The organism is Noviherbaspirillum sp., from assembly GCF_035254685.1.
In the GTDB taxonomy this organism is placed as follows: Bacteria; Pseudomonadota; Gammaproteobacteria; order Burkholderiales; family Burkholderiaceae_D; genus Noviherbaspirillum.
This window is the reverse complement of sequence record NZ_DATFAI010000002.1, coordinates 22286-37527: the sequence shown is the minus strand read 5'-3', so window position 1 is coordinate 37527 and position 15242 is coordinate 22286. Positions and strand designations below refer to the sequence as shown.

The 15242-nt window shown below is 63.1% G+C and carries 13 protein-coding genes; 3 read left to right on the top strand and 10 right to left on the bottom strand.

The window, feature by feature from the left end; genetic code table 11:
• Positions 1 to 105 precede the first annotated feature (105 nt).
• Positions 106 to 1314, bottom strand: coding sequence for a zinc-dependent alcohol dehydrogenase (locus VJ698_RS00280; protein ID WP_324100634.1), 1209 nt, complete (start codon positions 1312 to 1314; stop codon positions 106 to 108).
• A gap of 156 nt (positions 1315 to 1470) precedes the next feature.
• On the opposite strand from VJ698_RS00280, the gene VJ698_RS00275 reads away from it, so the two are divergent.
• Both VJ698_RS00275 and VJ698_RS00270 read left to right on the top strand, forming a co-directional pair.
• Positions 1471 to 2397 (top strand): cation diffusion facilitator family transporter, encoded by a 927-nt coding sequence (locus tag VJ698_RS00275; protein ID WP_324100633.1) that lies wholly within the window; start codon positions 1471 to 1473, stop codon positions 2395 to 2397.
• Positions 2398 to 2404: 7 nt separating this feature from the next.
• Positions 2405 to 3646 carry a sodium:proton antiporter gene (locus tag VJ698_RS00270; RefSeq protein ID WP_324100632.1) on the top strand — a complete coding sequence of 414 codons (1242 nt, stop codon included), beginning with the start codon at positions 2405 to 2407 and terminating at the stop codon, positions 3644 to 3646.
• Positions 3647 to 3666: 20 nt separating this feature from the next.
• Here the strand turns inward: VJ698_RS00270 and VJ698_RS00265 are convergent, their stop codons facing one another.
• The 3 genes from VJ698_RS00265 to VJ698_RS00255 are packed head-to-tail and all read right to left on the bottom strand — an operon-like array spanning position 3667 to position 5353.
• A complete protein-coding gene (locus VJ698_RS00265) occupies positions 3667 to 4149 on the bottom strand; it encodes an HPP family protein (protein WP_324100631.1) in 483 nt (160 codons plus the stop codon).
• On the bottom strand, positions 4146 to 4550 hold the full coding sequence (locus tag VJ698_RS00260) for a DUF1622 domain-containing protein (RefSeq protein WP_324100630.1): 405 nt from the start codon (positions 4548 to 4550) through the stop codon (positions 4146 to 4148). Before VJ698_RS00260 ends, VJ698_RS00265 begins: the two co-directional genes overlap by 4 nt.
• 47 nt (positions 4551 to 4597) lie before the next feature.
• Positions 4598 to 5353 carry a ZIP family zinc transporter gene (locus tag VJ698_RS00255; protein WP_324100629.1) on the bottom strand — a complete coding sequence of 252 codons (756 nt, stop codon included), beginning with the start codon at positions 5351 to 5353 and terminating at the stop codon, positions 4598 to 4600.
• A 35-nt stretch (positions 5354 to 5388) separates the two neighbouring features.
• On the opposite strand from VJ698_RS00255, the gene VJ698_RS00250 reads away from it, so the two are divergent.
• Positions 5389 to 6075: a BON domain-containing protein gene (locus VJ698_RS00250; RefSeq protein WP_324100628.1), complete on the top strand. Its 687-nt coding sequence runs from the start codon at positions 5389 to 5391 to the stop codon at positions 6073 to 6075.
• Between the two features lie 370 nt (positions 6076 to 6445).
• Here VJ698_RS00250 and VJ698_RS00245 read toward each other — a convergent pair whose 3' ends face one another.
• The 6 genes from VJ698_RS00245 to VJ698_RS00220 all read right to left on the bottom strand — a co-directional run bounded on the left by VJ698_RS00245 (position 6446) and on the right by VJ698_RS00220 (position 15025).
• Positions 6446 to 7018 carry a Spy/CpxP family protein refolding chaperone gene (locus tag VJ698_RS00245; protein ID WP_324100627.1) on the bottom strand — a complete coding sequence of 191 codons (573 nt, stop codon included), beginning with the start codon at positions 7016 to 7018 and terminating at the stop codon, positions 6446 to 6448.
• A 118-nt stretch (positions 7019 to 7136) separates the two neighbouring features.
• Positions 7137 to 8588, bottom strand: coding sequence for a vitamin K epoxide reductase family protein (locus tag VJ698_RS00240; protein WP_324100626.1), 1452 nt, complete (start codon positions 8586 to 8588; stop codon positions 7137 to 7139).
• A 9-nt stretch (positions 8589 to 8597) separates the two neighbouring features.
• Positions 8598 to 8972 carry a sensory rhodopsin transducer gene (locus tag VJ698_RS00235; RefSeq protein ID WP_324100625.1) on the bottom strand — a complete coding sequence of 125 codons (375 nt, stop codon included), beginning with the start codon at positions 8970 to 8972 and terminating at the stop codon, positions 8598 to 8600.
• 252 nt (positions 8973 to 9224) lie between these two features.
• Positions 9225 to 12140: an FAD-binding and (Fe-S)-binding domain-containing protein gene (locus VJ698_RS00230; protein WP_324100624.1), complete on the bottom strand. Its 2916-nt coding sequence runs from the start codon at positions 12138 to 12140 to the stop codon at positions 9225 to 9227.
• On the bottom strand, positions 12125 to 13225 hold the full coding sequence (locus VJ698_RS00225; protein WP_324100623.1) for an enolase C-terminal domain-like protein: 1101 nt from the start codon (positions 13223 to 13225) through the stop codon (positions 12125 to 12127). The genes VJ698_RS00230 and VJ698_RS00225 overlap by 16 nt, the downstream gene beginning before the upstream one ends.
• Positions 13226 to 13234: 9 nt before the next feature.
• Positions 13235 to 15025, bottom strand: coding sequence for a thiamine pyrophosphate-requiring protein (locus tag VJ698_RS00220; protein ID WP_324100622.1), 1791 nt, complete (start codon positions 15023 to 15025; stop codon positions 13235 to 13237).
• Positions 15026 to 15242: the final 217 nt, after the last annotated feature.

The following is a 15242-nucleotide window of genomic DNA, read 5'->3' as shown; positions in this document are numbered from 1 at the left end:
CGCACCCTACGTCTGATTAGCGTGTGATGTCCACGAAAGACATTCTTCATGTCCGTGTTTTCCGTGTCTTCCGTGGACAAATGTTTTTTCGCGGCGTTGACAAACCTACGGCCTCAGCTCCACCTTCAGCCATCCAGGTTGCCTCGTATCGAACGCCTTGTACGCATCGATCACCGAGTCCATCGGTTTCTGCTGCGTGACCAGTGCGCGCGGGTCGAATACGCCGGTGCGGATCAGGTCGATCAGGCGGGGGATGTATTTGCGGTGGTTGCAGTTGCCCATCCTGATGGTGAGGTTCTTGTTCATCGCCATGCCGATGGGGAAGGCGGTGTCGCTGGGCGGGTAGACGCCGATGATGGCGAGCGTGCCGGCCTTGGCTAGCGCTTCGATGGCCCATTGCTGTGCCTGTGTCGGCGCATCGCCTGGATGCCAGTTGTGTCCCACGCGGTTCTGCTTCGGCGCGACCATCTGCTGGACTCTGTGGAATTCCTGCTCCTGCTGCTTCGCTTTGTCCGCGGCGGGGCCGTGGTGCGGGTGCTCGGCATCGACGCCGACGGCATCGATGGCGCGGTCTACGCCTATGCCGCCGGTGAGGTCCTTGATCGTCTGCACCGGATCGTCTTCGTTGAAGTTGATCACTTCCGCGCCTTGGCGCTTCGCCATCTCGAGCCGGTCGGGGATGCTGTCAATGGCGATCACGCGGCCGGCATCCATGAGCTTTGCCGATGCGATGGCGAATTGGCCGACGGGGCCGCAGCCGAAGATGGCGACGGTGTGGCCGGGCTTGATGTCGGCGAGGTCGGCGCCGAAGTAGCCGGTGGGGAAGATGTCCGAGACGAGGATGGCTTGGTCGTCGCTGACTTCGTCCGGCAGTTTCACGAGGTTGATGCTGGCGAAGGGAATGCGCGCCTTCTCCGCCTGCAAGCCGTTGAACGCGCCGCTTTGCTGCGGGCCGCCGTAGAAGGCGGTGCCGGCCGCCGCGCCGTTCGGGTTGGCGTTATCGCACTGTGCGTAATAGCCTTCGCGGCAGTAAGAGCAGTAGCCGCAGGCGATGGTGGAGGGAATGACGACGCGATCGCCGACGGAGATGTTGCGCACTTCGCTGCCGACCTGTTCCACCACGCCAACGCCTTCGTGGCCGAGTATCGTTCCTTCCTGCATGCCGCTGACGGTGCCGCGGATGAAGTGCAGATCGGTGCCGCAGATGGCGCTGGCGGTGAGCCGCACGATGGCATCGGTGGGCTGTTCGATGCGTGGCTCGGGCACGTCCTCGAGGCGGATGTCGCCGACGTCATGGAACACAACTGCTTTCATGGAATCCTCCTTGCAGAAAGACGGTGAAAGAGGGCGCGGGCATGCAAATTGGGTGCCCGGGCTGTTGCGGCGATGAACGGGAACCGCCCTTCGCTTGCATGGTCGGAAAGGAGGATGCGCGCAGACAGGCATCGCGCGCCGACAAGGCAAACAACAATGGCTGAATCGCGGATCGTCGTCTACGGCGCCATGGCGGGCAACGTAGCGATCGCAGTAACCAAGTTCATCGTGGCCGGCATCACGGGAAGTTCGGCCATGCTCTCCGAAGCGATCCATTCGAGCGTCGATACAGGCAACAGCGTGTTGCTGCTGGTGGGGCTCAAGCGCAGCCAGCGCGCGCCGGATGCCGAACATCCCTTCGGCTACGGCAAGGAGCTGTATTTCTGGAGCCTGATCGTTGCCGTGCTGATCTTTGGCGTCGGCGGCGGCATATCCGCCTATGAGGGCGTGCTGCACATGCTGCATCCGGAGCCGATGAGTGATCCGTTCTGGAACTATGTGGTGCTCGGTTCAGCAGCAGTGTTCGAGGGCATCAGTTTTTCCATCGCACTGCACGCGCTGTGGAAGGAGAAGGGCAGCAAGCCGCTGTGGAAGGCGCTGCACGCGAGCAAGGACCCGAGCACCTTCACCGTGTTGGCGGAGGACAGCGCAGCACTGGCCGGCCTGTTGATCGCAGCGGTTGGCGTGTTCGCCAGCCATTATTTCGACATGCCGGTGCTGGATGGCGCAGCATCGGTGGCCATTGGCATCCTGCTGGCCGGCGTGGCAATGTTGCTGATCTACGAAAGCCGCAGCCTGCTGGTGGGTGAGGGCGTGGACCGCGACATGGCGCGGGCGATCCAGAAAATGGCACTGGAAGACGAAGCGGTGGCGTCGGCCGCGCAGCCGCTGACGATGTATTTCGGCCCGGACGAAATCCTGCTGACGCTCGATGTGCGGTTCAAGCGCGGTACCTCCGGCAGCGATGTCGCCGCAGCGGTGGACCGCATCGAGCGCAACATCCGTGTGCGCTTCGAGGCTGTGAAACGGATTTATATCGAGGCCAAGCCGATCGCAGCAGCGGCACACGACGCGCCCGCATGAAGGCTGAATGATGCTGGACATCAGCGGCTCCCTTCTCGCGCTCACCGCCCTGCTTGCCTACGTCAACCGCAAGTTCATCGGGTTGCCGCCGATGATCGGCGTGATGGGCATCGCGCTTCTGCTGTCGGCAGCGCTTCTGTTGATGGAAGCTCTCGGGTTTGGCATGTTGCGCAACATGGAAGCGTCGATCCTGAAATCGATCAATTTCTCCGAGGTGCTGATGCAGGGAATGTTGTCGGTGCTCCTTTTTGCCGGCGCCATGCACGTGGACCTCAGCGAGTTGAAAGCGTATCGCTGGCAGGTGGCTGCTCTCGCGGTACTCGGCACGACGGCATCGATGCTAATCGTTGGCTTCGGCTTGTGGTTTCTTTTTCCGCTGGCCGGCATGGCGCTGCCGTTGTCCTATTGCCTGCTGTTCGGCGCGCTGATTGCACCGACTGATCCGATCGCCGTCACGGGCATCCTCAAATCGGCGGGCGCGCCGGAGAGCCTGGAAATCGTGATCTCCGGCGAGTCGCTGTTCAACGACGGCGTGGGCATCGTGCTGTTCTCGCTAGCGGCAGGCATGATTGGCAGCGATAGCGCGCCTTCATTGTCACACGGTGCCGCACTGTTGCTGAGAGAGGCAGGAGGCGGCATTGCGCTCGGCCTCGTGACTGGCTATGCGGCCTATGTTCTCCTGAAAACCCTCGACAGTTATCATGAAGAAGTACTGATTACGCTGGCGGCCGTCATCGGCGGCTATGCGCTTGCCAATCGCATGCACGTGTCCGGGCCGCTGGCGATGGTGGTGGTCGGGCTGATCATTGGCAACCATGGGCGTCAGCGTGCGATGTCGGACCAGACCCGGCGCAGTGTCGATATGTTCTGGGAATTGCTTGATTCGATTTTCAATGCGGCGCTCTTCGTGCTGATCGGCCTGGAAGCGATCCTGATTTCATTCACCCGTGAAAGAATGCTGGTCGGACTCGGTGTGATCATGCTGACGCTCGCGGCGCGATGGCTGACCATCGGCGTGCCGATTGCGCTGCTTCGGCAACATGCCGGACTGCCTCAGGGCGCATGGCAGGTCCTGACGTGGGGCGGCCTGCGCGGCGGCATCTCGGTGGCACTCGCCTTGTCGCTGCCGGCCGGGACCGAACGAGACATCGTTGTGACGATGACTTATATCGTTGTCGTGTTTTCCATTCTGGTACAGGGCCTGTCGATCGGTCGTGTGGTGCGACGACTGGTGCCGTGTGACAAGTGAGCACCGGCGATCCAGGTCCGTCAGCGCATCTTGAAGCGACGCAGGGTCCAGACAGCGATGCGCTGCAGCACGATCAACACCGCCGTGACGGCGACAGCCATGAGGAACAGCGCCAGGTTGCTTTCATCGCCGGCGCGCAGGCCGAACACCAGCGCGGTGGACACGGCGGGCGGATGCATGGCATCCAACGTGACCATGGCGATGATCGCCAGCACCATGGCGACCCCGCCCGAGAAGTAGCCCGGCCCGAGCAGCAGGTAGCAGGCGAGCCCGAGGCTGGCGCTGCCGGCCTGCGCCAGCACCAGCGTGCGGACGTGGTTGATCGCGCCTTCCGGATCGAGGTAGATAAGGAAGGCGCTGGAGGCAAGCGATGCGAACAGCAGGCGTTGCCGGCTCAGGGTTTCGACCAGTGCCAGCACGAAAAGTACCGTGAGCGTGGGCATCAGCGCGAGCAGCATTTCGCCCTTCAGGCCAAGGCGGCGCCGGCGTTCACCGAGTTTCATTGCTGCCGCTCGCCATCGCCGCCGGCCAACTCTTTGGCATGCTGCTTCAGGGCGGGTTCGTCGCTGGCGCGTTCGTCCTTCATTTCCATGCTCAGGAAGTAATTCAGCGCGGTGCGGATGACGGCGATCGCGGCGAGCTTGCCGATGCGGTCCCACGTCGGTGCGACCGAGGTGGACAGGATGTCCGCCGCGAGTTGCAGTTCGAGCGCGAGCGTCAGGAAGCGCGCGAAGGACAGGCGGATCGGCGTGAAGGAACGGCCGCGCTGGAAGGCGAAGTGGCGCAGTATGCCGACGGCTGCCACTGCCACGCCCGCAGCGATGACCAGGGCGCCCATGGTTTCCACCAGCAAGCGTAGCCATTCCACACCGGAGCGTACCTGTTCTTCGACCTGGTCAAACATGTTCGTCTCTTGTGCCTCCGCTTATTCCATCGTGTTATTCCATCTTGTTATCCCATCTTGCTCAGCACGAAGGCCGCGAGGAATCCGAGGACGGTAATCAGCCCGCTGAAGTTGTGCGCGGATTCGAAGGCCTCGGGAATCATGGTGTCAGCGAGCATGGTCAGGATGGCGCCGGCGGCGACGGCATTGGTCGCGGCGATGACGTCATCCGAAAAGTTGCTGAACACTGCGTAGCCGATCCACGATGCCACGCCGCAGATGATGGCGATGCCGAACCACAGGCCGAAAATATAGAGGCGGGATCGGCCTGCCTTTTTCATGCCGGCCGCGCTCGACAGTCCTTCGGGAATGTTGGAGAGGAACACGGCGACCACGGCCACGACGCTGACGGTGCCGCCGGCGATCATGCTCACGCCGATGACGATCGATTCGGGAATGCCGTCCAGTAGCGAGCCGATCGCGATTGCCATGCCGCTGCTGCTTTGCTGCGATTCGGACTCGGCCTGCTGCTTGCCGGAGCGCTTGCGATGTTTCGCGCCAAAGTGGGCGAGGATGACGTTGGCGAGCGTGTACACGGCGGCGCCCGCGACGAATCCGATGGCGGTCGAGTCGAAGCCGCCGCGTTCAAAGGCTTCCTGCATCAGTTCCAGGGACAGTGCCGAGATCAGTACGCCGCTGCCGAAAGCCATGACGCCGGCCACGACGCGTTGCGGGAGGTTGGTGTAGTAGGCGACGCCGGCGCCGATGACGAGTGCCAGGCCGGCGACCAGGCCCCAGAACAGGGCTTGCAGGGAGAGTGACATGGTTCGGCCGCGGCTTTGCTTGGATGGAGCGCGAGATGCAGCAAGGGGCGTACCAGAGTGTCGCATGGCAGGCCCGGCTCGCAGAAGGCTGGTATTTTCTGCAGGAAATCGATTTGGGTAAATACGATTTACACGGTCTTTGTAAATTCTGTCGGTCGCTGGGCAGCCGTTATGCAGGCGCGCTGTTCCGTGCCGCGCCTGCGCTGGCTGGCCGCACGGGGCAGGGGTTACGACATGGTGGTATGAAACATGCAAGTGAACAGCGTGCGGGGAGATGTCGCAGGCATCGCCAATGGGAAATGTTGCCATGGCGCCTGCGCAGCGTCCGGTCTTTCTCAACTATCTGGAAGAAAGGAACCATCATGAAAAATCCGAAATACCTGATTCCGCTTTGTCTCGCGCTCCTGCTGGGCGCGTGCGCTCCGGGGCCGAATTCGCGCTCGACGGGCCAGGCGCTCGACGATGCATCCATCACCACGCGGGTGAAGACCCAGATCGCAAAGAATGAAAGCTTCGGCAAGGCCATGGCGATCGATGTGGATACGTATCGCGGCGTCGTGTCGCTCAGCGGCTTTGTGGACAACACCCAGCAGGCGAGCGAGGCAGTCAAGACCGCCAAGCAGGTGGCGGGCGTGGAGCGGGTGATCAACAACCTGCATGTGAAGCCGCAGGCGACGGGGTCGTCGGGAACTTCTGGATCGTCGGGGTCGTCGTCGAAGTGAGTCCTGGCGGATGCATGACCGCTGCTTCTTCGAGCAGTGATCGGACTTCGCCTGAGGTTTCGGCAAATCGATTTAGCGATGTGCCATGAATGGACTGCGCCTTCCCTCCTGGCAGAGGGAAGGTTGGGGCGGGGGTGTCGAGGCTGAAGTGTCGACGGTGCTGTTCGAGCTCACTACCCCCTCGCCGAGCGCCCCCATCCTGACCGTCCCACCTCGCAGCTTACAAGCTGCTCGGATAAATGCGGCGCAAAGCATGCTTTGCGAAACCCCGCATTTATCCCCCTGCAAGGGGGAAGGAACCGTGCGGTGCGCCGTTGCGGAACTTGTCGCTAATCCTTAGTGCCGCAAGGGGGAGAGCAAAGCCCGGGTGCTACCGTCCGCCCCAGGGCCGCTGCATCTGCTCGCGTTGTTGCGGCGTCAGGATCGCATCGATGCGCTTGCGCTCTTCGAGCGTGTTCTCGAACATTTGCTTGCGCAGGTCCGCCATCGCGTCATAGTTCTTGCGCGCGGCCTGTTCGTCGAACTTGCCGTCACGATAGACGTTGGCCCACTGGTAGCCGAGTTCGTGCATTTTCCCCATCAGCTGCCACCGCCGGTCGCTGAAGTTCTTTTCGATGTCGGTCAGTTTCGTGCGCTGGTCATTGGTCAGGTTCGGGATGGCATATCCCCAGCCGGGGCCGTAACCCCACATCATTCCCGGGCCCATGCCGTAGCCATAGCCGCCCATCATACCCGGCCCGTAGCCGTAGCCGCCGCCACCCATCATGCCGGGCCCCGGTCCGGGACCGTAGCCGCCACCTCCCATCATCCCCGGGCCCATGTGATAGCCGCCGCCGTAACCACCGCCGCCGCCCATCATTCCCGGTCCGGGTCCGTAGGGCTGCGACCATGCGGCCGCGGCGACGACCAGTGCTGTCAGTGCAATCCACTTACGCTTTGCCATGTTCATCTCCTTGTGAGGCAGATTCAGGTGTCTTGGCGCTGCAGCCATTCTCGGCGCATGGCGGCGCGATTTGATTGACGTGAATCAAACAGCCCGGAATTGACGGTGGATGGCGCGATTACCAGACGAGCCAGGTGTCCCAGCCGCCATAACGATGACGGATCGGCCCGCGCGGAACTGCCAGCAGGATCAGAAAAACACCGACAGCCATGTCCGCAACAGTGGCCGGCCAGTTGCCGCCAGCCAGCAGCCATGGCGCGGCCAGCAGCCAGAGCCCGAAGAGGAAGTTGATGGCGCGCAGGGGCCGCGCGACTTCGGCGAAGGCGGCGATGGAAAAGGTGAAGACAAGCGATCCGACGAGGTGGTCGCTGTCTGCCAGCGTGCCGCCCGTATCCAGCGTGGCACGCGTGAACATGAGCCAGATGCCGAGCGCCGCGGATACCGTCAGCGCCTTGGGCAATGCGCGCACCTGGCGCTGCAGGCTCCATGCATGCCAGCGGCCGATCTCGAGCGGCGGCGAAGGATCGCGCGTGGCGCCGCTGACCGTGCCGCCATGCCAGAAGACCTGCCACAGGCTCTTGCCTTCGTGCTTTGCGCGCCGCATGAATTGCAGCATGGCGACGATTTCATCGAAGGTGTAAGGCAGCATGAACACCATCAGCGCGGCGGTGATGAGACACAGCGTGCACCAGGTACCAAGCAATATCGGCTGGATGATGATGAAGAAGATGCTGACGCCACCGAGCGGAACCACCAGCACGCCGAACATGCCCACCATCCATGGCATGGTGCGCCAGCGGCGACGGTCACCCATCATGCCCGACAAGGCTTCGAACAGGTAACTGATCGCGCCCAGCCCGGCATCCGCCACCGGCCATGCCTTCGAGACATGGGAGGTGATGATGTGTGCCGTGCCTTCGCCGAAGAATGGCTCCCTGACCGAGGAGATATGGCCGAGCTGGAAGGCCATCAGATGGCGTGCGAGGAAAAAGCTGATCATCGCGAGCGCGATGATCGGCAGGCGCTGCGCCCAGGAGGAAGGCGAGTAATCCCAGCCGGGCGGAATGTCTTCCTGCGCTTTCATCGACTCCATGCTCATGCCTGGCATCATCGGGATGAGGATGGAAAACGCGATGGCGAGCGCACCGATCAGCAGGTCGTTGTTGGTCGAGCCGGCATCGGGTGCCCAGAACACCAGCGGCGCGAACAGCAGCCAGATGCCGGTGAAGCAGCTTCCCCATTGCGCCCGGCGCTGCCGCCGCCACAGTGACAGGCTACCGAAGACGATGAGCAATATGCCTGCGCACAGGTCGCTCGCCATCATCGCATGCGCGCGCAATTCGGGCGGTGCGAGATGGCGTTCGGCTGTCACGCGCGCCACCTGCGGCCCGAAGCTGCCGGGATCGAGATAGCCAAGCATCGCGGGCGAGGCCAGCAGCCACGCGCCGAGCGCAAGCAGGCCGAATTGCGTCCACAGCGTGTGCAGGTGCCCCATGTACATCTGCTGCATGTGCGGATCGGGCATCCGCTTTGCCGTTGCAGGCTGATCGTGGTTGCTGGCGTCGTCCATGTGTCCTGCTCAGTCGGCGCCGTAGGCGATGGTCGAGAGCAGGGCCAGCGCCGCCTGGCGCGAATCGAGGCGGGTATGCTGCACCACGATGGGAAGGTCGGAATCAAACACGCTGGCGTAGTCGGTTCCCTGTGGAATGGACTCGGGATCGGTGAGGTCGTTGAAGCGCAGGTGCAGCGTTCGCATCGGCGGCACCGTGACGCGGTAAGGGCCGGCAGGATCGCGGTCGCTGAACAGAACGATGATCTCCACGTGCGCCTCGCGATCGTTGGCGTTCAGGATGCAGGCCGCTTCATGGCTCACCAGCGCGCGCCCTTCGCCAGTGCTGTCGGGCGGAATGTAACCTTCAGGGATGGCCCAGCGAGTCTTTCCGATTGGTTGCATGCAGTTCTCCTGGCAGGAGTTCGTGGGTTGCAGAGAAAAATCCTTGTCCACGGAAAACACGAAAAACACGAAAAGTATCTTTTAGTCTTTTGCTTGCATCCAGCAGATTTGGACCAGCAAAGATTTCACAGACGGATTTGCTTCGGAAAACCAACGTTCGGCGAAAAACACAAAGACATTTCCGTGTTTTTCGTGTTTTCCGTGGACACCCATACCGTCCAGAACACTACGGCACCGTGTCAAGACCCGCACCTACTGATGCAAGGCCATGCGCAGCACCTGCGCGAGATGCAGCGCTTCGCGGCCGGTGGTCTGCGCGATCTGCTCGCGGCAGCTGAAGCCGTCTGCGATCAGCAAGGTGTCTTGCGCCGCGGCGCGCACGGTGGGCAGCAGCACCCGTTCGCCGCAGGCCATCGATACGTCGTATTTTTCCTTCACAAAGCCGTAGGAACCGGCCATGCCGCAGCAGCCGGAATCGGGCATGTGGACATCCAGCTTCAGCTTCTGCAACACGCTCATCTCCGCATCGGTATGCAGGATAGACTTGTGATGGCAGTGTGCGTGGACGACGGCCTTGCGCTGTAATGCCGGCACGGAGAAATCGATGTCGTCGCGTTCCAGGAATTCGCTCAGGAGCTGCACTTGCCCGGACAGGCGCATCGCCTGTTCGCTGTACGGGAACAGGTTGGGCAGCTCGTCGCGGAACACGGAGACGCAGGCTGGTTCCAGTCCGATGATGGGCGTGCTGCCGTGGATGTCGTCGGCGAGCGCGTCCATGATCCGCTGCAGGTACGCCTTCGCCCGCTCCAGCATGCCGAACTCATACAGCGGGCGGCCGCAGCACAGGTGCATGCGCGGAATCTCGACGCGGCATCCGGCATGCTCCAGCACCTCGACTGCCGCGATGGCAACATCCGGATGGAAGTAGTTGTTGAAGGTGTCGGGCCACAGGATAACCTTGCGGCCGTCGGCGCGACGCTCGTGGCTGCGGAACCAGTGCGTGAACGGTTGTGCTGCGAAGCGCGTGATTTCGCGCTGCGGCGCGATGCCGACGATCTTCTTCGCGAGCGTGGAGAAGGGGCGGGCATGGGTCAGGAAATTGGCGGCGCTCGGCATGTGCGAGGCCAGCTTCGCCCAACGATCGATCAGGCCGAAGGCGTAGGCTGCCGGCGGGCGCATCTTGCCGTCGTAATAATGCGCCATGAATTCCGCCTTCCACGTCGCCATGTCGACGTTCACCGGGCACTCGCCCTTGCAACCCTTGCAGGAGAGGCACAAATCGAGCGCTTCGTGCACCGCCGGTTCCTTCCAGCCGCCATGGATGGCCGAACCTTGCAGCATTTCGAACAGCAGGCGCGCGCGGCCGCGCGTGGCATGCATCTCCTCGCCGGTGGCCATGTAGCTTGGGCACATGGTGCCGCTCTTCTTGCGGCATTCGCCTACGCCCACGCAGCGCAGCAGCGCCCGCGGGAAGTTGCCGTTGTCATCGGGATAATGGAAATGCACCTTGACCGGCGGCGGATCGTATTCGGTACCGATGCGCAGGTTCTCGTCGGCGCGGTAGGCATCGATGACCTTGCCGGGATTCATTTTCCCCTGCGGGTCCCAGATGCGCTTGAATTCGCGAAAAGCCTGCATCAGTTCATCGCCGAACATGATTGGCAGTAGCTCCGCCTTCGACTGGCCGTCGCCGTGTTCGCCGGAGATCGAGCCGTGCAGGCTGGTGACGAGGTGCGCGGCTTCATGCAGGAAGTCGCGGAACTTCGCGATGCCGGGCGCGGTTTCGAGGTCGAAGTCGATGCGCGTGTGCACACAGCCCTGGCCGAAATGGCCGTACAGGTCGCACATGTAGCCGTACTTCTCGAACAGCGCGCGCAGGGCGCGCAGATATTTGCCGAGGTTTTCGGGCGGGACCGAGGAGTCTTCCCAGCCTTCCCATGTCAGTTTCTGGTTTGGCACGTGCGCCGTCGCGCCGAGGCCGGACTCGCGCACTTTCCAGATGTTCTTCTCCACCGGCGGATCGTCGTACAGCTTCATGCTCGGCGGGTTCTCGACCTTGCTGAGCGCATCCATCATTGCACGCGCCTTGTCGTCCGAGTCTTCCTTGCTGTTGCCGCCAAACTCCACCAGCAGCCAGCCGCCGCCCTTGGGCAGCAGTTCCACGTTCTCGGGATGCAGGTGCACCGCTTTCATGTCGCCGATCAGCCGGTCGTCCATGCCCTCCAGCGCAATCGGCTTGTGCTTCATGACTTCCGGCACATGGTCGCCGGCCTCGTACACGTCCTTGTAGCCGAGCACGACGAGCGAGCTTGCCGCGGGCTTGTCCAGCAGGCGCAGCTTGGCCTCGAGGATGACCACGCAGGTGCTTTCCGAGCCGACCAGCGCGCGCGCCACATTGAAGCCATGCTCGGGCAGCAGCGCTTCGAGGTTGTAGCCGGAGACACGACGCGGAATCTGCGGAAAGCGGCGGCGGATTTCATCGGTATAACGGTCGCGCAGTTTCTGCAACTGATCGTAGATGTCGCCGCGCCGGCCGGGCTGCGCGAGGATTTCGTGCAGCAGTGAATCGCTGGTCTCGCCCACCGTCATGCGCTCGCCATCATAGGTGAGGATGTCGAGTTCGATGACGTTGTGCACGGTCTCGCCGCCCATCACCGAATGCGGCCCGCAGGAGTTGTTGCCGATCATGCCGCCCAGCGTATTGTGCGTGTGCGTGGCGGGATCGGGCGCGAAGGTCAGGCCGACCTTTCCTGCGGCGTCGCGCAGGTCGTCGAGCACGCAGCCGGGTTGCACGCGCGCGGTCTTTGCGTCGCGGTCGATCTCGATGACCTTGTTCAGGTACTTGGAAAAATCCATCACCACCGCAACGTTGCAGCACTGCCCGCACAGGCTGGTGCCGCCGCCGCGCGAGAGCACCGGCGCGCCATACTGCCAGCACAGGCGCACGGTGGTGACGACATCTTCGACGGTGCGCGGAATGACGACGCCGATCGGCACCTGGCGGTAATTCGAGGCATCAGTCGCATAGAGCGCCCGGCTGCCGGCATCAAAGCGCACTTCGCCTTCAATGCTGCGTGCGAGTTCCGTTTCCAGTTTTTTCATGTCGCCGTAGCTCGCGGCGCCTGCACGCCGCGCGCTTGGGCGGGTGTCGACTAGACTTCGTAACATCGTGCATCCTGTCTCTTGAATTCGATGCCCAGGCCCGGCCTGCCGAGATCTGGCATCAGCTTGCCGTTGTCCGGGACCGCGGCGCCATCGAACAGCATCTGCTCGATGCGCGCATGGTCGTAAAAGTATTCGAGATGGACCGCCGGACGCGCGGCACAGCACAAGGGCAGGTGCAGCGCCGGCGCGCAGTGGCTGGAGAGCGGGATGCCGAACGCTTCGCACAGCGCCGCCGCGCCAAGAAAGCCGGTGATGCCGGCGCAACGGGTGGCGTCCGCCTGCAGCACGTCCACCGCCTGCGTTTCCAGCATGCGCCGGAAGTAGGGCAGGTCGTAGCCATATTCGCCTGCGGAGATGGCCATGCCTCCCGGCCCGCGTTCGCGCAGCAGGTACAGGCCCTCGAGATCGTCGGAAGACACCGGCTCTTCAAACCATGCAACGCCGTATTGCGCGAATTGCTGCGCGAAGAACAGCGCCTGCTTGCGCGTGTAGGCGCCGTTCGCATCGACGAACAATTGCGCGTCGCCGATCGCATCGCGTGCTGCCTTTACCCGAGCGAGGTCCTGCTCAGGCTCGCGTCCGATCTTCATCTTCACCATGCGCATGCCGCTTGCCGCCCAGCCGCCGAGCTGCTCGCGCAGGCGGTCGAGCGAATAGCTGGTGAAGCCGCCGCTGCCGTACACCGGGATCGCTTGCCGTGTCGCGCCGAGCAGGGCGGCGAGCGAGACATTGAGCAGCTTCGCTTTCAGGTCCCACAGCGCATTGTCAACGGCGGAGATCGCCATCGAGCAGATGCCCGGACGGCCGACGTTGCGGATGGCGCGCACCATATCGAGCCAGCGCGCATTGATCGCCAGCGCATCGCATCCATGCAGCAGCGGCGCCAGTTTTTCGCGGATCAGGGCGGCGGTGGCGATGCCGGCGTAGGTGTAGCCGATGCCGCTCATGCCGCCGGCATTGATGTGCGCCAGCACCAGCGTGGTGGAATTCCACTCCAGCGTGCCGTCCGACTCCGGTCCGTCGGTTGGAATGGTGTACGCTTCCACGCCGACATGGTTGATGGGCACGGGTGATTCCTGCGTAGCCATGGCAGCGCCTTATTTCTTGCCGGGGAACAGGCCGTCCCACACTTCCTTGAACGACGACTGGATGATGCTGATGGAGTCCGGATCGCGGTTCCAGAGCGCCTCAAGGTAATGTTTTGCCTGGTTGGCCGAGATGTGCGGCGGCAGCGGCGGCACGTCGGGATCGGTCACCATTTCGACCAGCGTCGGCACGTTCGCCGACAGCGCGCGGTCCCAGGCCGGGCCGATGGCTTCGGGCTTGTCGACGCGGATGCCGCCCAGGCCGAGCAGGTCGGCATAGGCGGCATAGGGGAAGCGCGGCAGCGTCTGCGATGCCTGGAACTTCGGATCGCCTTCCATCACGCGCTGCTCCCAGGTCACCTGGTTCAGGTCGCTGTTGTTGAGCACCAGGATGGTCAGCTTGCCGTTACCCCATTCCTTCCACACTTTCGAAATCGTGATCAGGCCGTTGATGCCGTTCATCTGCATCGCGCCGTCGCCCACCATCGCGATCACATGCCGGTCCGGATGCGCGTACTTGGCACCGATCGCGTACGGCACGCCCGGCCCCATGGTGGCGAGGCCACCGGACAGCGAGGCCATCATGCCGCGCCGGATCTTGAGGTCGCGCGCATACCAGTTAGCCGCCGAGCCGGAGTCGCAGGTCAGGATGCAGTTGTCAGGCAGGCGCGGCGAGAGTTCCCAGAACACCCGCTGCGGATTGATCGGCTTGGCCTCGTTCATCGCGCGCGACTCCAGCACGCGCCACCAGCGGTCGACATTTTTTTCAATGTCCTCGCGCCAGCTGCGGTCCTTCTTGCGCTGCAGGTTGGGGATCAGCGCGCGCAGGGTTTCGCGGCTGTCGCCGACCAGCCCGACTTCCATCGGATAGCGCAGGTTGAGCATGCGGCCGTCGATGTCGATCTGCACGCCGCGCGCCTGGCCTTCCTTGGGCAGGAATTCGGAGTAGGGGAAGGCGGAACCGACCATCAGCAAGGTATCGCATTCGGTCATCATGTCCCAGCTCGGCTTGGTGCCGAGCAGGCCGATCGAGCCGGTCACGAAGGGCAGGTCGTCCGGCACTGCGGCCTTGCCGAGCAGCGCCTTGGCGACACCCGCGCCGAGCAGGTCGGCCACCTCGATGATCTCGTCGGTGGCATGCAAGGCGCCCGCGCCAACCAGCATCGCCACCTTCTTGCCGCCGTTCAGCACATCCGCAGCGGCGAGCAGGTCGGCCGCGCCCGGCACGACGCGCCTGCCGGTCAGGCCGATGCCGGTGTGCACCGTTCCATGCTGGCGCGGCGGTTTCTCAACGGCGGGCATTTCCTGCAGGTCATTGGGAAAGATGATGCAAGTGACCGTGCGCTGGTCGCGCGCGATGCGCACCGCGCGGTCCACCAGGTGCCGCACCTGCTCGGGCACGACCGCCATGTGGACGTATTCATGCGCCACGTCCTTGAACAGCGAGATCAGGTCGACTTCCTGCTGGTAATCGCCGCCGAGCGCCATGCGGTTTTGCTGGCCGACAATCGCGACCACCGGCTGGTGATCCAGCTTGGCATCGTACAGGCCGTTGAGCAGGTGAATCGCACCCGGCCCGGACGTGGCGAGGCAGACACCGACCTGGCCGCTGAACTTGGCATGCGCCGTCGCCATGAAGGCCGCCAGTTCCTCGTGGCGCGTCTGCACGAACTCGATATTTTCCTTGGTGCGGCCGAATGCCCCGAGAATCCCGTTGATGCCGTCGCCGGGATAGCCGAACACGCGCCGCACGCCCCAGGCAGCGAGACGTTGCAGAAGAAAATCTCCAACGGTGGTTTCCATTTCCGCCTCCATGAAGATGGGATGCTGTGGTGCCGCAAAGGGCGTGCCAATATATTTGGGCAAATGCATGGCGGATGCGGGCGGGATATGGACGCGCGCGAAAAACGCGAAAGGTAAAAGCCTCGCACGCGCCGTGCACACGGCACGGGGCGATATGAAGATTCGTGCACATGGCGCAGGTTACGGGCGTGCTGGCGAGGCGACGAATTACAAGAAG